This is a genomic window from Streptomyces sp. NPDC036984 (assembly GCF_055607665.1).
In genome coordinates this window covers 1-16,231 of record NZ_JBVJRL010000009.1, presented here as the reverse complement: position 1 = coordinate 16,231, position 16,231 = coordinate 1, and the positions used below count along the sequence as shown (strand labels likewise).

The following is a 16,231-nucleotide window of genomic DNA, read 5'->3' as shown; positions in this document are numbered from 1 at the left end:
GGTGCTATGGGCGCGCAGGACGGCCCCACGCTCATCACATCCGTGCAGCGAGCCTTCCGGCTGCTGGAGGCGGTGAGCGCGCACGAGAACGGCGCGCCGGCGAAACAGCTGGCGCGCGAGGCGGACCTGCCCCTGGCCACCGCCTATCACCTGCTGCGCACCCTGGTGCACGACGGATACCTGCTGAAACTGGACGACGGCGGCTTCGTCCTCGGCGACAGGCTGAGCTCCCTGCACTCGGCCGGCCGCGGGCAGACGCTGCTCAGCCGTGTCCGCCCGACGCTCGCCGCGCTGCGGGACGAGCTGTCCAGCGCCGCCTATCTGACCTTCTACGAGGACGGCGAGATCAGAATCGCCGAGATCGTCGACGGCCCCCGCACGCCCCGGGCGGATCTCTGGGTGGGGTTCGAGGACGCCGGGCACGCCACCGCGCTGGGCAAGTCGGTGCTGCGCGGAATGGACGAGGAGGCCCGCCGGGACTACCTCTCCAGGCACCAGCTCGCCGATCTCACGCCACGGACGATCACCAGCCTTGCGGAGCTGATCCGCCGGATCGATTCGCCCCCGCTGGCACCGGCCGTCACGGACCTGGAGGAGTACGCGCTCGGGACCGTGTGCGTGGCCGTGCCCGTCTACCGCGGGACCACGCTCGGCGCCCTCGGCGTCTCCCTGCCGGTGGAGCGGCAGGCCCAGCTGGGGGAGATCCGGGCGCGACTGCTCACGATCGCGAGCCGGGTGACCAGAGGCCTCTCGCTCACTATCTGAAAATCCGCGCCTTGTGGCTGCCTCGCCCGGCCCGTTTCCTTGGAGAAACAGACATTCCGGGTGTACACCCCCTACAAGCGAGGATTGCGGACGAGACATGAGCCAGGCTCGACACCATGGCGGCGGCGACGCGCCGACGCGGCTGTTCCGGAACCGTGCGGCCGACGCCGAGCGACCGGCCCCCCGGCGCACCGCCGGGCAGCGGGCCGCGGGAACGCCAGTGCTGCCGGCGCTGGTCCTCGCCCTCGTCGTGCTCGTCGCCCTGGCCGGCGGGGCGGGGACCACCTGGCTGCCGCTGCTGGCGGCCGGACCGGCCCTGGCGGCCACCACCAACGGGCCGCGTGGTGTGCTCTGCGCCGGGCTCCTGGCCGCGGCGACGGGCGTGGGGCTGGGCGTCGGGCGCGGGGTTCCGGCACGCGAGCTGGCGGCCGTCCTGTGCGCCCTGCTGGCCGTCACCGCGGCGAGCGGCCTGGCCAGCGCGTTGCGCGGCCGCCGGGAACGGGTCCTCGCGGCCGTCCGCTCGGTCGCCGAGGCCGCCCAGCAGGCACTGCTCCAGCCCGTCCCGGAGACCGTCGGCCCGTTCCAGGTGGCCGTCCGGTACAGCGCGGCGGCGGCCGAGGCCCGGATCGGCGGGGACCTCTACGCCCTCGTGCCCACGCCGCACGGGATCCGGTTGATCGTCGGTGACGTGCGCGGCAAGGGACTGCCCGCCGTGGGAACCGCCGCTCTCGTGCTCGGGGTGTTCCGGGAGGCCGCCTACGACGAGCCCGACCTGCTCGCCGTCGTCGGCAGGATCGAGCGGAGCCTGGCGCGCAATCTCGGCTCGGACGACTTCGTCACCGCCGTGGTCGCCGGATACCCCCGGCCCGGACACCTGGAGATCGTCAACTGCGGGCACGCGCCGCCGCTGCTGATATCCGGGTCCGGACCGGTGACGGCGGTGGAACCCGTCCATCCCGCGCCGCCCCTCGGTCTGCGCGCCCTCTCGGGCCAGTCCCCCGGCCTCCAGCGTCTGCCCCTGGCGGTGGGAGACCAGCTGCTGCTCTACACCGACGGGGTCATCGAGGCCCGCGATCACGCGCGCCGGTTCTATCCGCTGGCCGAAGGCGTGGCCCGCCATGTCTGCGAGGAGCCGGCGCGCACGCTCACCGCGCTCCATGACGAGCTGCTGGCGCATGTGGGTGGGCGGCTGCACGACGACGCCGCCCTGCTGCTGCTCCGGCGAACGGCCGCGGAGGAGCCGGTCCTCGTGTCGTCAGGGTCGCAGGCGGCGTTTCAGACCGCGGCGGGTTCGGCCCAGCGGGTCACCCCGCCGGGGTGAGCTTTCAGACCGCGGCGAGTTCGGCCCAGCGCGTCACGCCGCCGGGGTGAAACCGTATGCCGTGACGCGACGCCAGGGCGTGCACGATCGCCTCGCCCCGGCCGTGCTCGTCCGGGTCGAGCCCGGACCGACCCGCCGTGAGCGCGGGTCCCGCGTCGGTGACGGCGACCCGCAGGGTGTCGCCGGCCTCGCCCCGCACCCACGACATCCGCAGCTCCGCCGGGGGCCGGGCGTGGATGATCGCATTGGTGACCAGCTCCGACACCACCAGCAGCGTGTCCTCGACGAGCTCCGGACACAGGCTCCAGTCGGCGAGGACGGCCGCCACACTCCGGCGTACGGCCGAGACGGCGCCGGCGACGGGCGGAACCGGACACACGTGTTCGCATGCCGCCCGAAGCAGCGTGTTGAGCTGTGCCACCATGTTCTCTCCCGCTGGTCAGTGCTGCCGGTGCGGCGCTTTGTCTCAGCGCATGCCGGACTTCACCCAAGCTATGGAGACAAATCGGGCCGGTCAATGAACATCGGTCGGCATTACCGAACGCCGCTGTGCCGGGACGTCCGCCGGCCCGCGAAGCGAAGCGCCCGTCGCGGTAATAGGCTCGCCTCATGGCCGGCCCAGTCCAGTCGATCGAACGGGCGGCGGCGATCCTGCGTCTGCTCGCCGGAGGGCCCCGCCGACTCGGGCTCGGCGAGGTGGCGGCCTCGCTCGGACTGGCGAAGGGCACCGCCCACGGCATTCTGCGCACGCTCCAGCACGTGGACTTCGTGGAGCAGGACGCGGCGACCGGGAAATACCAGCTCGGAGCCGCCCTGCTGCATCTCGGCACCAGCTACCTGGACGTCAACGAGCTGCGCTCGCGCTCCCTCAACTGGGCCGACGCGCTGGCCGCCCGCAGCGGGGAGGCGGTACGTCTGGGCACCCCCCTGGAGGGCAAGGTCCTCATCGTCCACCACGTGTTCCGGCCGGACGACACCTTCCAGACCCTGGACGTGGGCTCGCTGCTGCCCCTGCACGCCTCCTCGCTCGGCAAGGTGCTGCTGGCCTTCGGGACCGCGGCAGTCGAAGGGCAGCCGGAGGCGTACACCCGGCACACCCTGGTCGATTCCGAGCGGCTCGCCCGGGCGCTCGCCTCGGTCAGGGAGCTCGGCTGGGCCGCCGAGATCCAGGAGATGAGCATGGGCGAGGCCGGGCTGTCGGCGCCGATCCGGGGGCACGGCGGCCTGGTCGTCGGCGCCATCGGGCTGTCCGGACCGGTCGAGCGGATCTGCGACAGCCAGGGTCACCCCCGCCCCAGTCTGATCAACCTGATCCGGGAGGCCGCGCGGGCGATCTCCAGAGACCTGGGAGCCGCCCGCTGGTAGCCCAGGACAGCCGCCCCTCGACCCGTCGGAAGGCAGACCCGATCATGGCTGAACGGTACGTAATGTCCATTGATCAGGGCACCAACTCCACCCGCTGCATCCTGTTCGACCACCGTGGGCGGCTGGTCTCGGTCGCGCAGAAGGAGCACCAGCAGCACTTCCCCCGACCGGGATGGGTCGAGCACGACGCCGTGGAGATCTGGCAGAACCTGCGCCGCGTCGTCCCCGAGGCGCTGTCCGACGCGGGGGTCGCCAAGGAGCAGGTCGCCGCCATCGGCCTGGCCAACCAGCGCGAGACGACGGTGTTGTGGGACCGGCGGACCGGCACCCCGCTGGGCCGGGCGATCGTCTGGCAGGACACCCGCACCGCGCCGCTCGTCGAGGAGCTCTGCCGGCACCCCGGAGAGGCGTTCTTCCTGGAACGGTGCGCTCTGCCGCCGTCGACCTACTTCTCGGCGCTGCGGATCCGGTGGCTGTTCGACCACGTCAAGGGTGTCGAGCAGCGCGCCAGGAACGGCGAGGTGCTGTTCGGCACGATGGAGAGCTGGCTGATCTGGAATCTCACCGGAGGCGCCGACAACGGCCTGCACATCACCGACGCCACCAACGCAAGCCGCACGATGCTCATGAACATCCGCACCCTCGCCTGGGACGACGAACTGCTGGACTTCTTCGGGGTGCCCCGCTCGATGCTCCCCGAGATCAGGTCGTCCGCCGAGACGTACGGCGAGGCCCACTCGCTGCTGCCGGGTGTCGCCATCACGGCGGCCCTCGGCGACCAGCAGGCCGCCCTCTTCGGCCAGACCTGCTTCTCCCCCGGCGAGGCCAAGTGCACCTACGGAACGGGCAGCTTCCTGCTGCTCAACACCGGCAGCGACCTCGTGTGCTCCCGGCACGGGCTGCTCACGACGGTCGCCTACAAGATCGGTGACCAGCGGCCCGTCTACGCCCTGGAAGGGTCGATCGCCATCACCGGCGCGCTCGTCCAGTGGTTCCGTGACCGCCTGGGCCTGATCAGCAGCGCCCCGGAGATCGAAACCCTCGCGCGGACGGTCGAGGACAACGGCGGCTGCTACATCGTCCCCGCCTTCTCGGGCCTGTTCGCCCCCCGCTGGCGCAGCGACGCCCGCGGGGTCATCGTCGGCCTCACCTCGTACATCACCAAGGGCCACCTGGCGCGTGCCGTCCTGGAGGCCACGGGATGGCAGACCCGGGAGGTCGTGGACGCCATGAACGCCGACTCCTCGGTCTCGCTCCAGCAGCTCAAGGTGGACGGGGGCATGACCGCGGACAACCTGCTCATGCAGTTCGTGGCCGACGTGCTGGACGTGCCCGTGGTGCGGCCCATGGTCGCCGAGACGGTCTCGCTGGGCGCCGCCTACGCGGCCGGTCTCGCCGCCGGCTACTGGTCCGACCTGGAGGTGCTGCGCCGCAACTGGCACCGGGCCGCTCAGTGGCTGCCCGACATGGACCCCGAGCGCCGGGAGTGGGAGTACGACAACTGGCTGCGGGCCGTGGAACGGTCCCTGGGCTGGGTCCGGCCGCCGCGCTCTTCCTGACCCGCCACAATGCCACCGGTCACCGGACCACGGGCCACCGGACGACCAGAGACCGGACGACCAGACGGTCAGACGAACCGGAGACGGTCGGCGAGCCCGGCGGGGCGTAAGAGGCCGGGGCTGACCGGAGCCCGGCGGGCAGGCGTCAGCGGTCGGGGCGGACCGGTGCCAGCCACCGGCCGACGATCGCGTGGGCGAGCCCCGCGGTGGCCATGCGGTCCATCGGTACATCGGTGGCCAGCGCGGTCGCGGGCGTGTTCCTGGTGCAGGTGACGACCAGCCTCGGCGGCCACGCGCTGCCCTCCGAGAACGGCTTCAAGGCCGTCATGGCGCTCGGCGCGGGCGCGGCGGCCCTCACCTTCGCCTCCTTCCTCCCCCGTCACCGCCCCGCCGGCCCGGTCCCGGCGGCGGCGAGCCCCGAGCCGCCGGCCGAACAGGTCGCCTGAGCCGGCGGACCCGTTCAGGGGAACCGGCGGGCAAAGGCGCGTGAGGGCGCGGTCCTCGGTCGAGATCTTCTGCCGTGACCGCCGTGACCCTGCCGCTCATCCCGCCGATGCTCGCCACCCCGGGCACCCTGCCGCCGGCCGCCCAGGACGCGCGGTGGGCGTACGAGACCAAGCAGGACGGCCAGCGGGTGATGGTCTATCTGCCCGGGGACGGCAGTGTGCTGCTGCGCGCCCGCTCGGGCGAGGACATCACCGGCGCCTACCCCGAACTCCGGCCGCTGGGCACGGCCCTGGGCGCCACGCCCGCCGTGCTGGACGGCGAGGTACTGGCCCTGGACGCGCAGGGCCGGGCCGACTTCCAGCTGCTCCAGAGCCGGATGGGGCTCGCGCACGCCCCTGCGCGGGCGGCGCGCCGGGCCGCCCAGGTGCCGGTGCACCTGGTGCTGTTCGACGTGCCGTACCTGGCGGAGCCGCTGGTGCGGCTGACCTATGTACGGCGGCGGGCGCGGCTGGCGGAGCTGGGTCTGGCCGGGCCGTACTGGTCGACGCCGGCCGCCGTGACCGGGCACGGCGCCGAGGCGCTGCGCGCCACCCGGGAGCACGGACTGGAGGGCCTGGTGTGCAAGCGGCTGGACTCGGTGTACGAGCCCGGGGTGCGCTCGCGTGCCTGGATCAAGATCCGGAACATGCGGGCGGAGGACGTGATCGTCGGCGGCTGGCTGCCCGGCAAGGGCCGACTGACCGGCCTGCCCGGCGCGGTCCTGGTCGGCCAGCGTGATGCGGACGGGCGGCTCAGATATGTCGGCGGGGTGGGCACCGGCTGGAGCGAGGCGGAACGCACCCGGCTGGCGGAACTGCTCCGGGACGCGGCGAGCGACCGGTGCCCCTTCGATCCGGCGCCGCGGATCGCCGAGGCCCGCTGGGTGGCGCCCCGGCTGGTGGGCGAGGTCAGTTACAGCACCCGGACCCGCAACGGCATGCTGCGCCAGCCGTCCTGGCTGCGCCTGCGCCCGGACCTCGCCCCAAAGGACGCGGCGGCGGACCTGCCTGAGGGCCTCGGGTAGGCACGGGATCCATCCCGACGGGGCCGTCATGCGGTGAAGTTGGCCGATGACGTACCCATCTGCTGGTGGGTCGACGGGGGTTGGGCCGTGTTCTGTCCTGCGACGCGTGTGACCCCTTGGCAGCGCGGTGTGCACCCGGGATGCTGAACTGCCCTGCTCCCCACCACCGTTGGAGGAACATCCGTGTCCTCGTCCGCCCTGCGTGTCCGGCGCGGCAGATGGTCCGCCGTGCTGGCCGGTGCCGCCGCCCTGGTCGTCGCCTTCCCCGCCGCGGCCTTCGCCGCCCCTCCCCCGGCGCTGCCGAAGAACGCCGACGCCGCCGACCTGACGTACCAGCCGGCCTTCGACTACGACACGGACGGCTGCTACCCGACGCCCGCCATCGGCCCCGACGGCACGGTCAACGGGGGCCTGAAGCCGACGGGGTCCCTGAACGGCAGCTGCCACGACGCCTCCGACCTCGACAACACCAACAGCTACTCCCGCTCCACGTGCAACAACGGCTGGTGCGCCTACCTCTACGGCCTCTACTTCGAGAAGGACCAGGCGCTGCCCGGCAGCAGCATCGGCGGGCACCGCCACGACTGGGAGCACGTGGTGGTGTGGGTGCAGGACGGGCAGGTCCGGTACGTGTCGACGTCCAACCACGGCTCGTTCACCGTGCGCCCTGCCTCCGAGGTCCGCTTCGAGGGCACGCACGCCAAGGTCGTGTACCACAAGGACGGCATCAGCACGCACTGCTTCCGGTTCGCCAACGCCAACGACGAGCCGCCGGAGAACCACAAGCACACCTGGCAGTACCCGGCCCTCGTCGGCTGGAACGGCTATCCTGCGGGCGTACGCGAGAAGTTGAGCGCCTACGACTTCGGCAGCGCCCACTTCGGCCTGAAGGACGGCAGTTTCGCCTCCCACCTCGCTTCGGCGAAACCGTCCGGGATCGCGTTCGACCCCAATGCCTGAGCCGCCCGTACTCGGGCCCGCCGGCCGGGATCACTCGGCCGGCGGCGCTCCGTCGCTCACCGGCCTGCCCGGCCACACCGGGTCGAGCACGTCATCCCGTGACGGGCGGGTGATCCGAGGGTCTATCGTGTCCTCATGTCTGTGCCGGAACTGATCCGTATCGTCTCCCGCGACTCGCCCATGGCCCTGGCCCAGGTCGAGCGGGTCCGCGCCGAACTGGCCGTACTGCACCCGGGTGTGCGGACGGAAGTCGTCCCGGTGAAGACGACCGGTGACAGGTGGATGGGCGATCTTTCCCAGGTCGAGGGGAAGGGGGCGTTCACCAAGGAGGTGGACGCGGCCCTGCTCGCCGGGGAGGCGGACCTCGCCGTGCACTGCGTCAAGGACGTGCCTGCCGACCGGCCGCTGCCCGCCGGGACGGTGTTCGCCGCGTTCCTCGAGCGGGACGACATCCGGGACGCGCTGGTGCACCCGGGCGGGCTCACCCTCGACGAGCTGCCGGCCGGCACCCGGATCGGCACCTCATCGGTGCGCCGGGTCGCCCAGCTGGCCGCCACCCACCCGCATCTGGAGTGTGTGCCGTTCCGCGGCAACGCCAACCGGCGGCTGGAGAAGCTGGCCGCCGAAGAGGCGGACGCACTGCTGCTTGCGGTGTCCGGCCTGGAGCGCATCGGCCGCACGGACGTGATCAGCGAGGTGCTGTCCCCGGAGACGATGATGCCGCCGATCGGTGCGGGCATCCTCGCCCTCCAGTGCCGGGAGGACGACACCGCTCTGATCGACGCGGTCAGCGGGCTCGGCGACCCGGCCACCCACCGCGAGGCGACGGCGGAACGGATGTTCCTGCACGTCCTCCAGGGGCACTGCAACAGCCCCATCGCCGGGTACGCGCGCGTGGACCGCAGCGGGGAACTCTCCCTGCGGGCCTGCGTCTTCACGCCGGACGGCAAGACGCGGCTGAACGCCCACGAGTGGGCGGGCCGGCTCGATCCGGCCACCCTCGGCACCTCGGTCGCGGTCGCGCTGCTCCGGCAGGGCGCGCGGGAGATCATCGACGGCATTCCGCACTGAGCCGCGTACGGCGCCCGGGGCCGCCCGCGTGAGGCCGGCCGGCCCCGCCCGGCTCAGGCCGTGCCCGGCTCCGTCTGGTCCCTCAGGAAGGCGCTGACCTGGTGGGCCAGGCTGCCCTGCCCGGTGCCCGCGGAGGTGGCCGCCGCGGTCGGTTCCAGGGCGCCGATTCCGCCCGCCCACAGCCGGCGGTCGGCCCACTCGTCGTCCACCCGCAGCTGCACCTGGACATCCACGTGCGTGAGCGCGGCCTCGGGGGCGGCGGCGTAGAGGACGGCGGTGGCCCGGCGCAGCGGATAGACGTCGAAGCCCTCGATGAACTGGGAGTTGCGCCAGTCGATGAAGGCCCCCTCGCCGTCGGGACCGACCCGGACGTCGATCTGACCGTCCTCCAGATGGATGCCGAGGTGCCGTGCGCCACGGTTCTCCACGGTCACCCGGACACTGAAGTACGTCAGGCCGGCGGCGGCGTCGTCCCGTCCGCGCGGCGGCTCGGCCGCCTCCAGGCGGTGGACGCGGACCCGCAGACCGGCATGCTCTTCGTACTCCTGCCAGTCACCGACCACGTTCGGCTCGTACACAGTGCCCCTCTCGACCTTCGAGAGCTGCTGTCTATCTGTGCGCTGAGCGCACTGTCAAATGAGCAGAATGCGCTGTGGCCAGGGGATTCACCCGCTTTGATCGGTGATCAAGCGCTGCCCAGGAAGAACTCGCGCACGGCACGTTCCGGCCGGGTACGCGCGCGTGCCGCACATCACGTCCGCAGCAAGATCACCGAGCCGGCGGCCGAGCAGTGCCGAGGCGGCGATGACGCCGAGCGCGGCGGCCACCGCCGGCACGGGAAGCCGGCGGCGAGACGCGCGGGCGTAGCGATCAGCGGGCCCCGCAGAGCGTCGACTTGAACAGGAGCTCTACCGGAGATCGGCGACCACAGGGCGACCCGGACCCCGCTCAAGGTTCCTCGGCCTCCTCCTGCAGCGCCACCGCCGGCCTGCGCCGGGCGGGCGGGGCCGCGCGCAGTGCCTCCCGGTCGGCTTGACCAAGGTCGGCACGGAGTTGCTCGCCACGTGCAGCTCTCCGGCCGCGTCCGAGACGCCGATGCCGGGCGGGGACTCGACCAGCCGCAGCAGTTCGATCTCGGCGCCGCGCAGCCGGGGGCCGGTGAGCCGGCCGCGCAGCCGGCGCCGGATCAGCCGCTGGATGCGCACGAGCGCGTCGGCCGGCTCCTCCGGGAAGGTCTCGCGTCCCACTCCGAACGACTATGTCTGTTGCAGAAGCGTTGCCCCTTTAGAGACGCTATGTACTTATTTGTTTCGAGATCTCCCCCAGCGGGAAAGCGAACCACAGTGCTTCGGACAGGAGGCACGTCCGTGGGAGCCGGCTGGGCCGGGCGCCCCGGTGTCCTTCCATGATCCGAGCGCACCTCCCACGGTGTCTGTCCCATCAGCACCTGCTGAGAGAGGTGCGCGCCATGCGTGTCACGGGCAGCATCAGGTCCCATCCTCACGACGACGCCCCGGATACGGGCGAGTCCTTCGAGCGGCTCGCGCAGCTGCCCGACGGTCCCGAGCGCCAGGCGCTCAGGGACGAGCTGGTCCGGCTCTGGCTTCCCATGGCGGAGCGGATCGCTGTGCGGTTCCGCGGCCGGGGGGAGGCCCTGGAGGACCTCTACCAGGTGGCCGCGCTGGGCCTGGTCAAGGCCGTCGACCACTACGACCCCTCCCGTGGCCGCGCCTTCGAGGCGTACGCGGTCCCCACCATCACCGGCGAGATCAAGCGCCATTTCCGGGATCACATGTGGACTCTGCACGTACCGCGCCGGGTGCAGGACCTGCGCAACCGGGTCCGCGCCGCCGCGAAGGAGCTGGCGCAGACGACGTCCGGCCGGCCGCCCACCGTGGCCGAGATCGCCGCGTACACGCGGCTCAGCGAGGACGAGGTCCGCACCGGCATGGAGGCGCTGGAATGCTTCTCGGCGCTGTCCCTGGACGCGGAGGTGGCCGGCACGGACGGCTACGCCCTCGGGGACTCCCTGGGCGTACCGGACCCGGGCTACGACCTCGTGGTGGACCGCGCCGCGGTCAAGCCATGCCTCGCAGCCCTGCCCGAGCGCGAACGCACCATCCTCTACCTGCGGTTCTTCGGCGGTATGACGCAGAGCCGGATCGCCCAGCAGCTGGGCATCTCGCAGATGCACGTCTCACGGCTGCTCAGCGGCTGCTTCGACCGGCTGCGCGAGGAACTCCTCGCGGAGGTCCGCTGACCCTACGTCTCCTCGGCCCCGGGCAGCTGCGTGGGGCCGTACCGGTCCAGGGCGTCCTCCAGCTCGGCGCGGATCTCGGGCGGGATGTCACCGCGGCGCCCCCAGATGAGGATCAGCTCCGCGATGTTGCGCAATTTGATGTTGGTGTGCTGGGAGACCTCTCGCAGCACCTGATAGCCCTGGTCCGGGGAGACCCGGCCGAGCGCCACGACCATCCCGATCGCCTGGTCCACGACCGCGTGCGAGGTCACGGCTTCCTTCAGCTGCTCGACCTCCGCCTGGAGTGCCGCCACACGGTCCTGGTCCGGCTCGCTCTCTGCCATGGCTCCATGCTGCGCAGGGGCCTGCCCCGCTGCCAACCGGGGTACTCGACAGGCAATCCACCCCCGTCCGGTCGGACACTGGTGCCAGACCGGTGGCCACCCGGCCCCGAGAGCAGGACGCGACTGCCATGAATCACGACACCCCCGCCGGCGACGGACCGCGCAGGAAAGACGTCATGTCCACCCACTCCGTCTTCGGGGCGCCGTGCTGGGTGAGTCTGACGAGCCGCGATCTCCAGACCACCCAGGACTTCTACGCGGCCGTCCTGGGCTGGCGCTGGCGCGGCGCCAAACTCGGCGAGCACTTCCGGATCGCCCTGGCGAACGGGGTGCCGGTGGCGGGGATCGCCGCCGTCGCCTCCATGTGGCAGATGGCGGTGGCCTGGACACCGTACTTCGCCGTGCCGGACGCGGACGTGGCCGTGGCCCGGGCCCGGGAGCGCGGCGGTACGGCGGCGGTCGGGCCGCTGTCGTTCCCGCCGGGCCGGGCGGCGCTGCTCGCCGACCGGGACGGGGCCACGTTCGGGATCTGGCAGGGTGAGCTCGTCACCAACTGGGAGGCGTGGCGGCAGGCGGCCCCGACGTTCATACGGCTGCACACCCGGGACGCCTTCGACTCCGCGATCTTCTACGGCGAGATCCTGGACTGGGCGACGGGGCTGCCGGGCTGCTGCGAGGTCCAGTACGAGGGCGGCGAGGTGGTGCTGCGCAGCCGGGGTGACGTGGTGGCGCGCATCGACTCGGGGGCGGTGGAGGCGGCTCCGGACCCCTCGGTGCGTCCGCACTGGCAGGTGCACTTCGCGGTGAGTGACGTGGCGGGCTGCGCCCGCACGGCGGAGAAGCACGGCGGCAGCGTGCTGCGCGAGGAGGAGACCGAGGCGATCCTGCGCGATCCGGACGGTGCGCAGTTCACGGTGACGGCGCGCGGCAGCCGCTGACGGGGGCGGCACTCATTGTCTGCGCCCGCGGCTGGGTCGGGGCTGGACGCGCCGCTTCTCGCGCCCCCGGGATGCGTCCCGCGACGGACGTGACAGCAGCACCAGGCTCCGCGCCTCCACGCGGAGCCGCGTGGCGGCCTTGCGTTCGCGTTCGTCGGGGAGGCCGTCGGGGTCGGCGGTGTCGATCAGGGTCGTCCAGCGCTCGCCGAAGGAGGCGTCGGGCAGGCGGAAGTCGACCGGCTCCCAGTAGCCGTTGACGAGCAGCAGGAAGGAGTCGTCGACCATGCGGCGGCCGTAGGGGTCACGCTCGGCGATGGCGTCGCCGTTGAGGAACACGCCGACCGAGTGCGCGTCGCCGCGCTGCCAGTCCCGGCCGGTCATCTCACGGGCGTCGGGCCGCAGCCACATCAGGTCGGGCAGCGGCTGCTCGGCGTGGGTCACGGTCTCGCCGCGGAAGAAGCGGCGCCGGCGCAGCACCGGGTGCCCGGCGCGCAGGGCGATCAGACGGCGGGTGAAGTCGGCGAGAGCGCGCTGCTCCCCGGTCAGGTCCCAGCCCACCCAGGAGATCTCGTTGTCCTGGCAGTAGGCGTTGTTGTTGCCGCGCTGGGTGCGGCCGAGTTCGTCGCCGTGACAGAGCATCGGGATGCCCTGCGAGAGGAGCAGCGTGGCGAGCAGGTTGCGCTGCTGGCGGGCGCGGAGTTCGAGGACGGCGGGGTCGTCGGTGTCGCCCTCCGCCCCGCAGTTCCAGGACCGGTTGTGGCTCTCGCCGTCCCGGTTGTCCTCGCCGTTGGCCTCGTTGTGCTTGTCGTTGTACGACACCAGGTCGCGCAGCGTGAAACCGTCGTGCGCGGTGACGAAGTTGACGCTCGCGCGCGGCCGGCGCCGGCTGTGCTGGTAGATGTCGGAGGAGCCGGTGAGCCGGGAGGCGAACTCGCCGAGCGAGCCGGGCTCGGCGCGCCAGAAGTCCCGTACGGCGTCACGGTACTTGCCGTTCCACTCCGACCACAGCGGCGGGAAGTTGCCCACCTGGTAGCCGCCCTCCCCCACGTCCCAGGGCTCGGCGATCAGCTTGACCCTGCTGATCACCGGGTCCTGCTGGATCAGGTCGAAGAACGCCGACAGCCGGTCCACCTCGTGGAACTGCCGGGCCAGCGTGGCCGCGAGGTCGAACCGGAACCCGTCGACGTGCATCTCGGTGACCCAGTACCGCAGCGAGTCCATGATCAGCTGGAGTACGTAAGGGTGCCGCATCAGCAGGCTGTTGCCGGTGCCGGTGGTGTCGTAGTAGTGCGCCCAGTCACCGTCGACCAAGCGGTAGTAGGAGGCGTTGTCGATGCCCCGGAAGGACAGCGTGGGGCCCCTCTCGTTGCCCTCGGCGGTGTGGTTGTAGACCACGTCGAGGATGACTTCCAGGCCGGCCGCGTGCAGCGCCTTCACCATGGCCTTGAACTCGTTGACCTGCTCACCGCGGGTGCCGAAGGCGGCGTAGGCGTTGTGCGGGGCGAAGAAGCCGATGGTGTTGTAGCCCCAGTAGTTGGACAGACCGCGGTCCTGGAGCACGCCGTCGTGCACGAACTGGTGCACCGGCATCAGCTCCACCGCGGTGACGCCGAGCGAGGTCAGGTGTTCGAGCACGGCGGGGTGCGCGAGGCCGGCGTAGGTGCCGCGCAGCCGTTCCGGGACGTCGGGGTGGGCACGGGTGAGGCCGCGGACATGGGCCTCGTAGATCACCGAGTCCGCGTACGGCGTCCTGGGCGGGCGGTCGTCGCCCCAGTCGAAGAACGGGTCGGTGACCACGCCCAGCATCGAGTGCCCGGCGCTGTCCGCCGGAGCCGGCCCGTCCGGGGCGCGCTCGTACAGGGAGGCGTGGTTGTCGATCTGACCGTCCACGGCGCGCGCGTACGGGTCGAGCAGCAGCTTCGCCCGGTTGCAGCGGTGGCCGAGCGCCGGCTGCCAGGGGCCGTGCACGCGGTAGCCGTAGCGCTGGCCGGGGCCGACGCCGGGCAGGTAGGCGTGCCACACGAATCCGTCGACCTCGTGCAGCGGGACGGGGGTCTCGGTGCCGGCCTCGTCCACCAGGATCAGCTCGACGCGCTCGGCGACCTCGCTGAACAAGGCGAAGTTGGTGCCCTGGCCGTCGAACGCGGCACCCAACGGGTAAGGGTGCCCGCTCCAGACGGGCACCCCTTTCCGGGTCCTGCGGGCGGTCACCGGCTGCCCTCCAGGGTGTCGTCACCGGCGGGCGCCGGCCCGGCCAGCACGGCCATGCGCTCCTCGCGCGGCACCGTGAGGCCCTCCCGCAGGGTGGGCGCGGGGGCGGTGGGCACCAGCGGGACGCGCTGGCCGGCGCGGGCGCGCTGCGAGAACCAGATGATCTTGCTGCCGGTGTCCGAGGCGCAGCAGCCCCAGCCGTCGCTCATGGCGGCGATGTCCGCCAGGCAGGACCGCAGGTCCTGGTCCGGGCGCAGGTCCGGGTCGTCGTCACCGAAGGCGGTGATGAGGTGCTGGCCGTTCCACCACATCTCGATCGAGGTGTGCTTGTTCGTCGCATGCGCGTCGATCGCCCGCAGCAGCAGTTCGGCGCCGCGGCAGACGGGGTCCACGAGGTTCTCGAGGTCCCAGTAGCGGAGATGGGCGGCCAGGATGCGGCTGACCTGTCCCACCCGTTCCGGGCTGACTTCCACGTCGAGGTGGTAGTAGCAGGGCACTGCGGTCTTCATCGTCGCTTGCTCCTCACCGGCGAAGCTCTCGCTTCCCTCGCCCCGTCCGGGAGGGATCCCGGACACAAAGCGTGAGCGTTGATCGCTTCTGAGTCACCTCCACGGTGCGGGCACTACGCCATTCGTGCAACACGAGCACGCCACACCGGCGTTCGTTGAAGCTCCAACAAGACGCTGCGTCGTGGTGCGTGCACCATAAGTGAAAGCCTCGATCGCCGTAACGGTGCCGCGCCCACCCCTGCGCGGCCACCACCCGACCGTCGGGAACGCGCCCAGTCGAGAGCGTGGAAGGTGAAGAGGGCCATGCTGCTACCCGCCAAGGCCGAAGTGGCCCGGCAGTTGCGGCGTTACCGGGCGTGGGAGCGCGTCATGCTCGCCTCGCCCCACGACCGCACGGTCCGGGCCACCTTCGAGGACTCGGGGTACACGCTGTGCGTCCTGATGGGCAAACGCTGCGCCCGCGAGGCCGCGGACGCCGCCGAGCGCTATCTGCGCACGAACCTGGTCACCTACCTGCGCGAGCAGGACGGACGGCCGCAGCCACGCCGGGCGGCCAGAAGAGCGCCGCCACCGGAGCGGCGTTCCACGGCGCCAAGCCCCTGAGCTGGCACCGTACAAGGCGTTCCTCTCGGGACCGGCACGCGCCGGCCCCGACTATCGGATCGCGAAGCCGGGCCGGGTGCCCGGCTTCGCGCACGGCGGAGGTGAGATACATGCGCAGGACCCCGGCCATCGGCCGTGTACCGGTACGCGACGTCCGGCCGGCCGTGGAATGCGGCAGGCGCCCGGCGAAAGCGGTGGCCGGGGAGACCTTCCAGGTCACGGCCACCGTGTTCCGCGAAGGGCACGACGCTGTGGGTGCGAATGTGGTCCTGCGCGATCCGAAGGGCCGTCGCGGCCCGTGGACGCCGATGCGGGAACTCGCCCCGGGCACCGACCGCTGGGGCGCGGACATCACCCCGGACACGACGGGCCGTTGGACGTTCCGGGTGGAGGCGTGGAGTCACCCGCTGGCGACCTGGCGGCACATCGCGTCCGTGAAGGTGCCGGCCGGGATCGACACCGGCCTGGTCCTGGAGGAGGGCGCCGAGCTGTACGAGCGCGCCGCCGCCGGGGTGCCCAAGGGCCCCGAGCGCACCCTGGTCCTGGCCGCCGCGCGCGCCCTCGGCGACGACTCTCTGTCGGTGCACGACCGGCTGAAGGCGGCCCTGGCTCCGGAGGTGGAGGCGCTGCTGGCCCGGTATCCGCTGCGGGAGCTGGTGACGGCTTCCGACCCGATGCCGTTGCTGGTGGAGCGCGAACGCGCCCTGTACGGCTCCTGGTACGAGTTCTTCCCGCGCTCGCAGGGCACCGCCGGGCAGCCGCACGGCACGTTCCGCACGGCCGCCCGCCGGCTGAAGCCGATCGCGGAGATGGGCTTCGACGTGGTCTACCTGCCG

19 protein-coding genes are annotated in these 16,231 nt (G+C 72.1%); 12 read left to right on the top strand and 7 right to left on the bottom strand.

Annotated elements, in window-relative coordinates; all coding sequences use genetic code 11:
* Positions 1 to 6: 6 nt before the first annotated feature.
* Together ACZ7DL_RS18300 and ACZ7DL_RS18295 are read left to right on the top strand one after the other, a co-directional pair.
* Positions 7 to 765, top strand: a complete 759-nt coding sequence (locus ACZ7DL_RS18300) for an IclR family transcriptional regulator (protein ID WP_470775187.1) — start codon at positions 7 to 9, stop codon at positions 763 to 765.
* Between the two features lie 97 nt (positions 766 to 862).
* The gene (locus ACZ7DL_RS18295; RefSeq protein ID WP_470775186.1) at positions 863 to 2,086 is read left to right on the top strand and encodes a PP2C family protein-serine/threonine phosphatase; all 1,224 of its coding nucleotides are present in this window, start codon (positions 863 to 865) and stop codon (positions 2,084 to 2,086) included.
* A gap of 4 nt (positions 2,087 to 2,090) precedes the next feature.
* On the opposite strand, the gene ACZ7DL_RS18290 is transcribed toward ACZ7DL_RS18295, so the two are convergent.
* Positions 2,091 to 2,510, bottom strand: a complete 420-nt coding sequence (locus ACZ7DL_RS18290; protein ID WP_470775185.1) for an ATP-binding protein — start codon at positions 2,508 to 2,510, stop codon at positions 2,091 to 2,093.
* 185 nt (positions 2,511 to 2,695) lie between these two features.
* Here ACZ7DL_RS18290 and ACZ7DL_RS18285 point away from each other — a divergent pair, with 185 nt between their 5' ends.
* From ACZ7DL_RS18285 to hemC, 6 genes are all read left to right on the top strand, one after another.
* Positions 2,696 to 3,451, top strand: coding sequence for an IclR family transcriptional regulator (locus ACZ7DL_RS18285; RefSeq protein WP_470775184.1), 756 nt, complete (start codon positions 2,696 to 2,698; stop codon positions 3,449 to 3,451).
* Positions 3,452 to 3,495: 44 nt separating this feature from the next.
* Positions 3,496 to 5,010 carry a glycerol kinase GlpK gene (gene glpK, locus ACZ7DL_RS18280; protein ID WP_470775183.1) on the top strand — a complete coding sequence of 505 codons (1,515 nt, stop codon included), beginning with the start codon at positions 3,496 to 3,498 and terminating at the stop codon, positions 5,008 to 5,010.
* A 233-nt stretch (positions 5,011 to 5,243) separates the two neighbouring features.
* Positions 5,244 to 5,456: a hypothetical protein gene (locus ACZ7DL_RS18275; protein WP_470775182.1), complete on the top strand. Its 213-nt coding sequence runs from the start codon at positions 5,244 to 5,246 to the stop codon at positions 5,454 to 5,456.
* Positions 5,457 to 5,539: 83 nt separating this feature from the next.
* A complete protein-coding gene (locus ACZ7DL_RS18270) occupies positions 5,540 to 6,520 on the top strand; it encodes an ATP-dependent DNA ligase (protein WP_470775389.1) in 981 nt (326 codons plus the stop codon).
* A gap of 183 nt (positions 6,521 to 6,703) precedes the next feature.
* A complete protein-coding gene (locus ACZ7DL_RS18265) occupies positions 6,704 to 7,480 on the top strand; it encodes an NPP1 family protein (RefSeq protein WP_470775181.1) in 777 nt (258 codons plus the stop codon).
* 135 nt (positions 7,481 to 7,615) lie between these two features.
* On the top strand, positions 7,616 to 8,551 hold the full coding sequence (gene hemC, locus ACZ7DL_RS18260) for a hydroxymethylbilane synthase (protein ID WP_470775180.1): 936 nt from the start codon (positions 7,616 to 7,618) through the stop codon (positions 8,549 to 8,551).
* A gap of 53 nt (positions 8,552 to 8,604) precedes the next feature.
* On the opposite strand, the gene ACZ7DL_RS18255 is transcribed toward hemC, so the two are convergent.
* The 3 genes from ACZ7DL_RS18255 to ACZ7DL_RS18245 form a co-directional block, all read right to left on the bottom strand.
* A complete protein-coding gene (locus tag ACZ7DL_RS18255; RefSeq protein ID WP_470775179.1) occupies positions 8,605 to 9,129 on the bottom strand; it encodes a hypothetical protein in 525 nt (174 codons plus the stop codon).
* Positions 9,130 to 9,216: 87 nt separating this feature from the next.
* Entirely contained in the window at positions 9,217 to 9,378 is a 162-nt protein-coding gene (locus ACZ7DL_RS18250) for a hypothetical protein (RefSeq protein WP_470775178.1), read from the bottom strand.
* An 81-nt stretch (positions 9,379 to 9,459) separates the two neighbouring features.
* Entirely contained in the window at positions 9,460 to 9,798 is a 339-nt protein-coding gene (locus tag ACZ7DL_RS18245) for a hypothetical protein (protein WP_470775177.1), read from the bottom strand.
* A gap of 221 nt (positions 9,799 to 10,019) precedes the next feature.
* Here ACZ7DL_RS18245 and ACZ7DL_RS18240 point away from each other — a divergent pair, with 221 nt between their 5' ends.
* The gene (locus tag ACZ7DL_RS18240; protein ID WP_470775176.1) at positions 10,020 to 10,811 is read left to right on the top strand and encodes an RNA polymerase sigma factor SigF; all 792 of its coding nucleotides are present in this window, start codon (positions 10,020 to 10,022) and stop codon (positions 10,809 to 10,811) included.
* Positions 10,812 to 10,813: 2 nt separating this feature from the next.
* Here the strand turns inward: ACZ7DL_RS18240 and ACZ7DL_RS18235 are convergent, their stop codons facing one another.
* Positions 10,814 to 11,134, bottom strand: a complete 321-nt coding sequence (locus ACZ7DL_RS18235) for an ANTAR domain-containing protein (RefSeq protein WP_470775175.1) — start codon at positions 11,132 to 11,134, stop codon at positions 10,814 to 10,816.
* 128 nt (positions 11,135 to 11,262) lie between these two features.
* Between ACZ7DL_RS18235 and ACZ7DL_RS18230 the strand changes: the two genes are divergently transcribed.
* Positions 11,263 to 12,072, top strand: a complete 810-nt coding sequence (locus ACZ7DL_RS18230; protein WP_470775174.1) for a VOC family protein — start codon at positions 11,263 to 11,265, stop codon at positions 12,070 to 12,072.
* 12 nt (positions 12,073 to 12,084) lie between these two features.
* Here the strand turns inward: ACZ7DL_RS18230 and glgX are convergent, their stop codons facing one another.
* On the bottom strand, positions 12,085 to 14,283 hold the full coding sequence (gene glgX, locus ACZ7DL_RS18225; protein ID WP_470775173.1) for a glycogen debranching protein GlgX: 2,199 nt from the start codon (positions 14,281 to 14,283) through the stop codon (positions 12,085 to 12,087).
* A complete protein-coding gene (locus ACZ7DL_RS18220) occupies positions 14,280 to 14,792 on the bottom strand; it encodes a pep a2 (RefSeq protein ID WP_470775172.1) in 513 nt (170 codons plus the stop codon). Before ACZ7DL_RS18220 ends, glgX begins: the two co-directional genes overlap by 4 nt.
* Positions 14,793 to 15,095: 303 nt before the next feature.
* On the opposite strand from ACZ7DL_RS18220, the gene ACZ7DL_RS18215 reads away from it, so the two are divergent.
* Both ACZ7DL_RS18215 and ACZ7DL_RS18210 read left to right on the top strand, forming a co-directional pair.
* The gene (locus ACZ7DL_RS18215) at positions 15,096 to 15,395 is read left to right on the top strand and encodes a DUF5133 domain-containing protein (protein ID WP_030641557.1); all 300 of its coding nucleotides are present in this window, start codon (positions 15,096 to 15,098) and stop codon (positions 15,393 to 15,395) included.
* A 110-nt stretch (positions 15,396 to 15,505) separates the two neighbouring features.
* On the top strand, positions 15,506 to 16,231 hold a 726-nt coding region (locus ACZ7DL_RS18210), incomplete at its 3' end, for a maltotransferase domain-containing protein (RefSeq protein ID WP_470775171.1).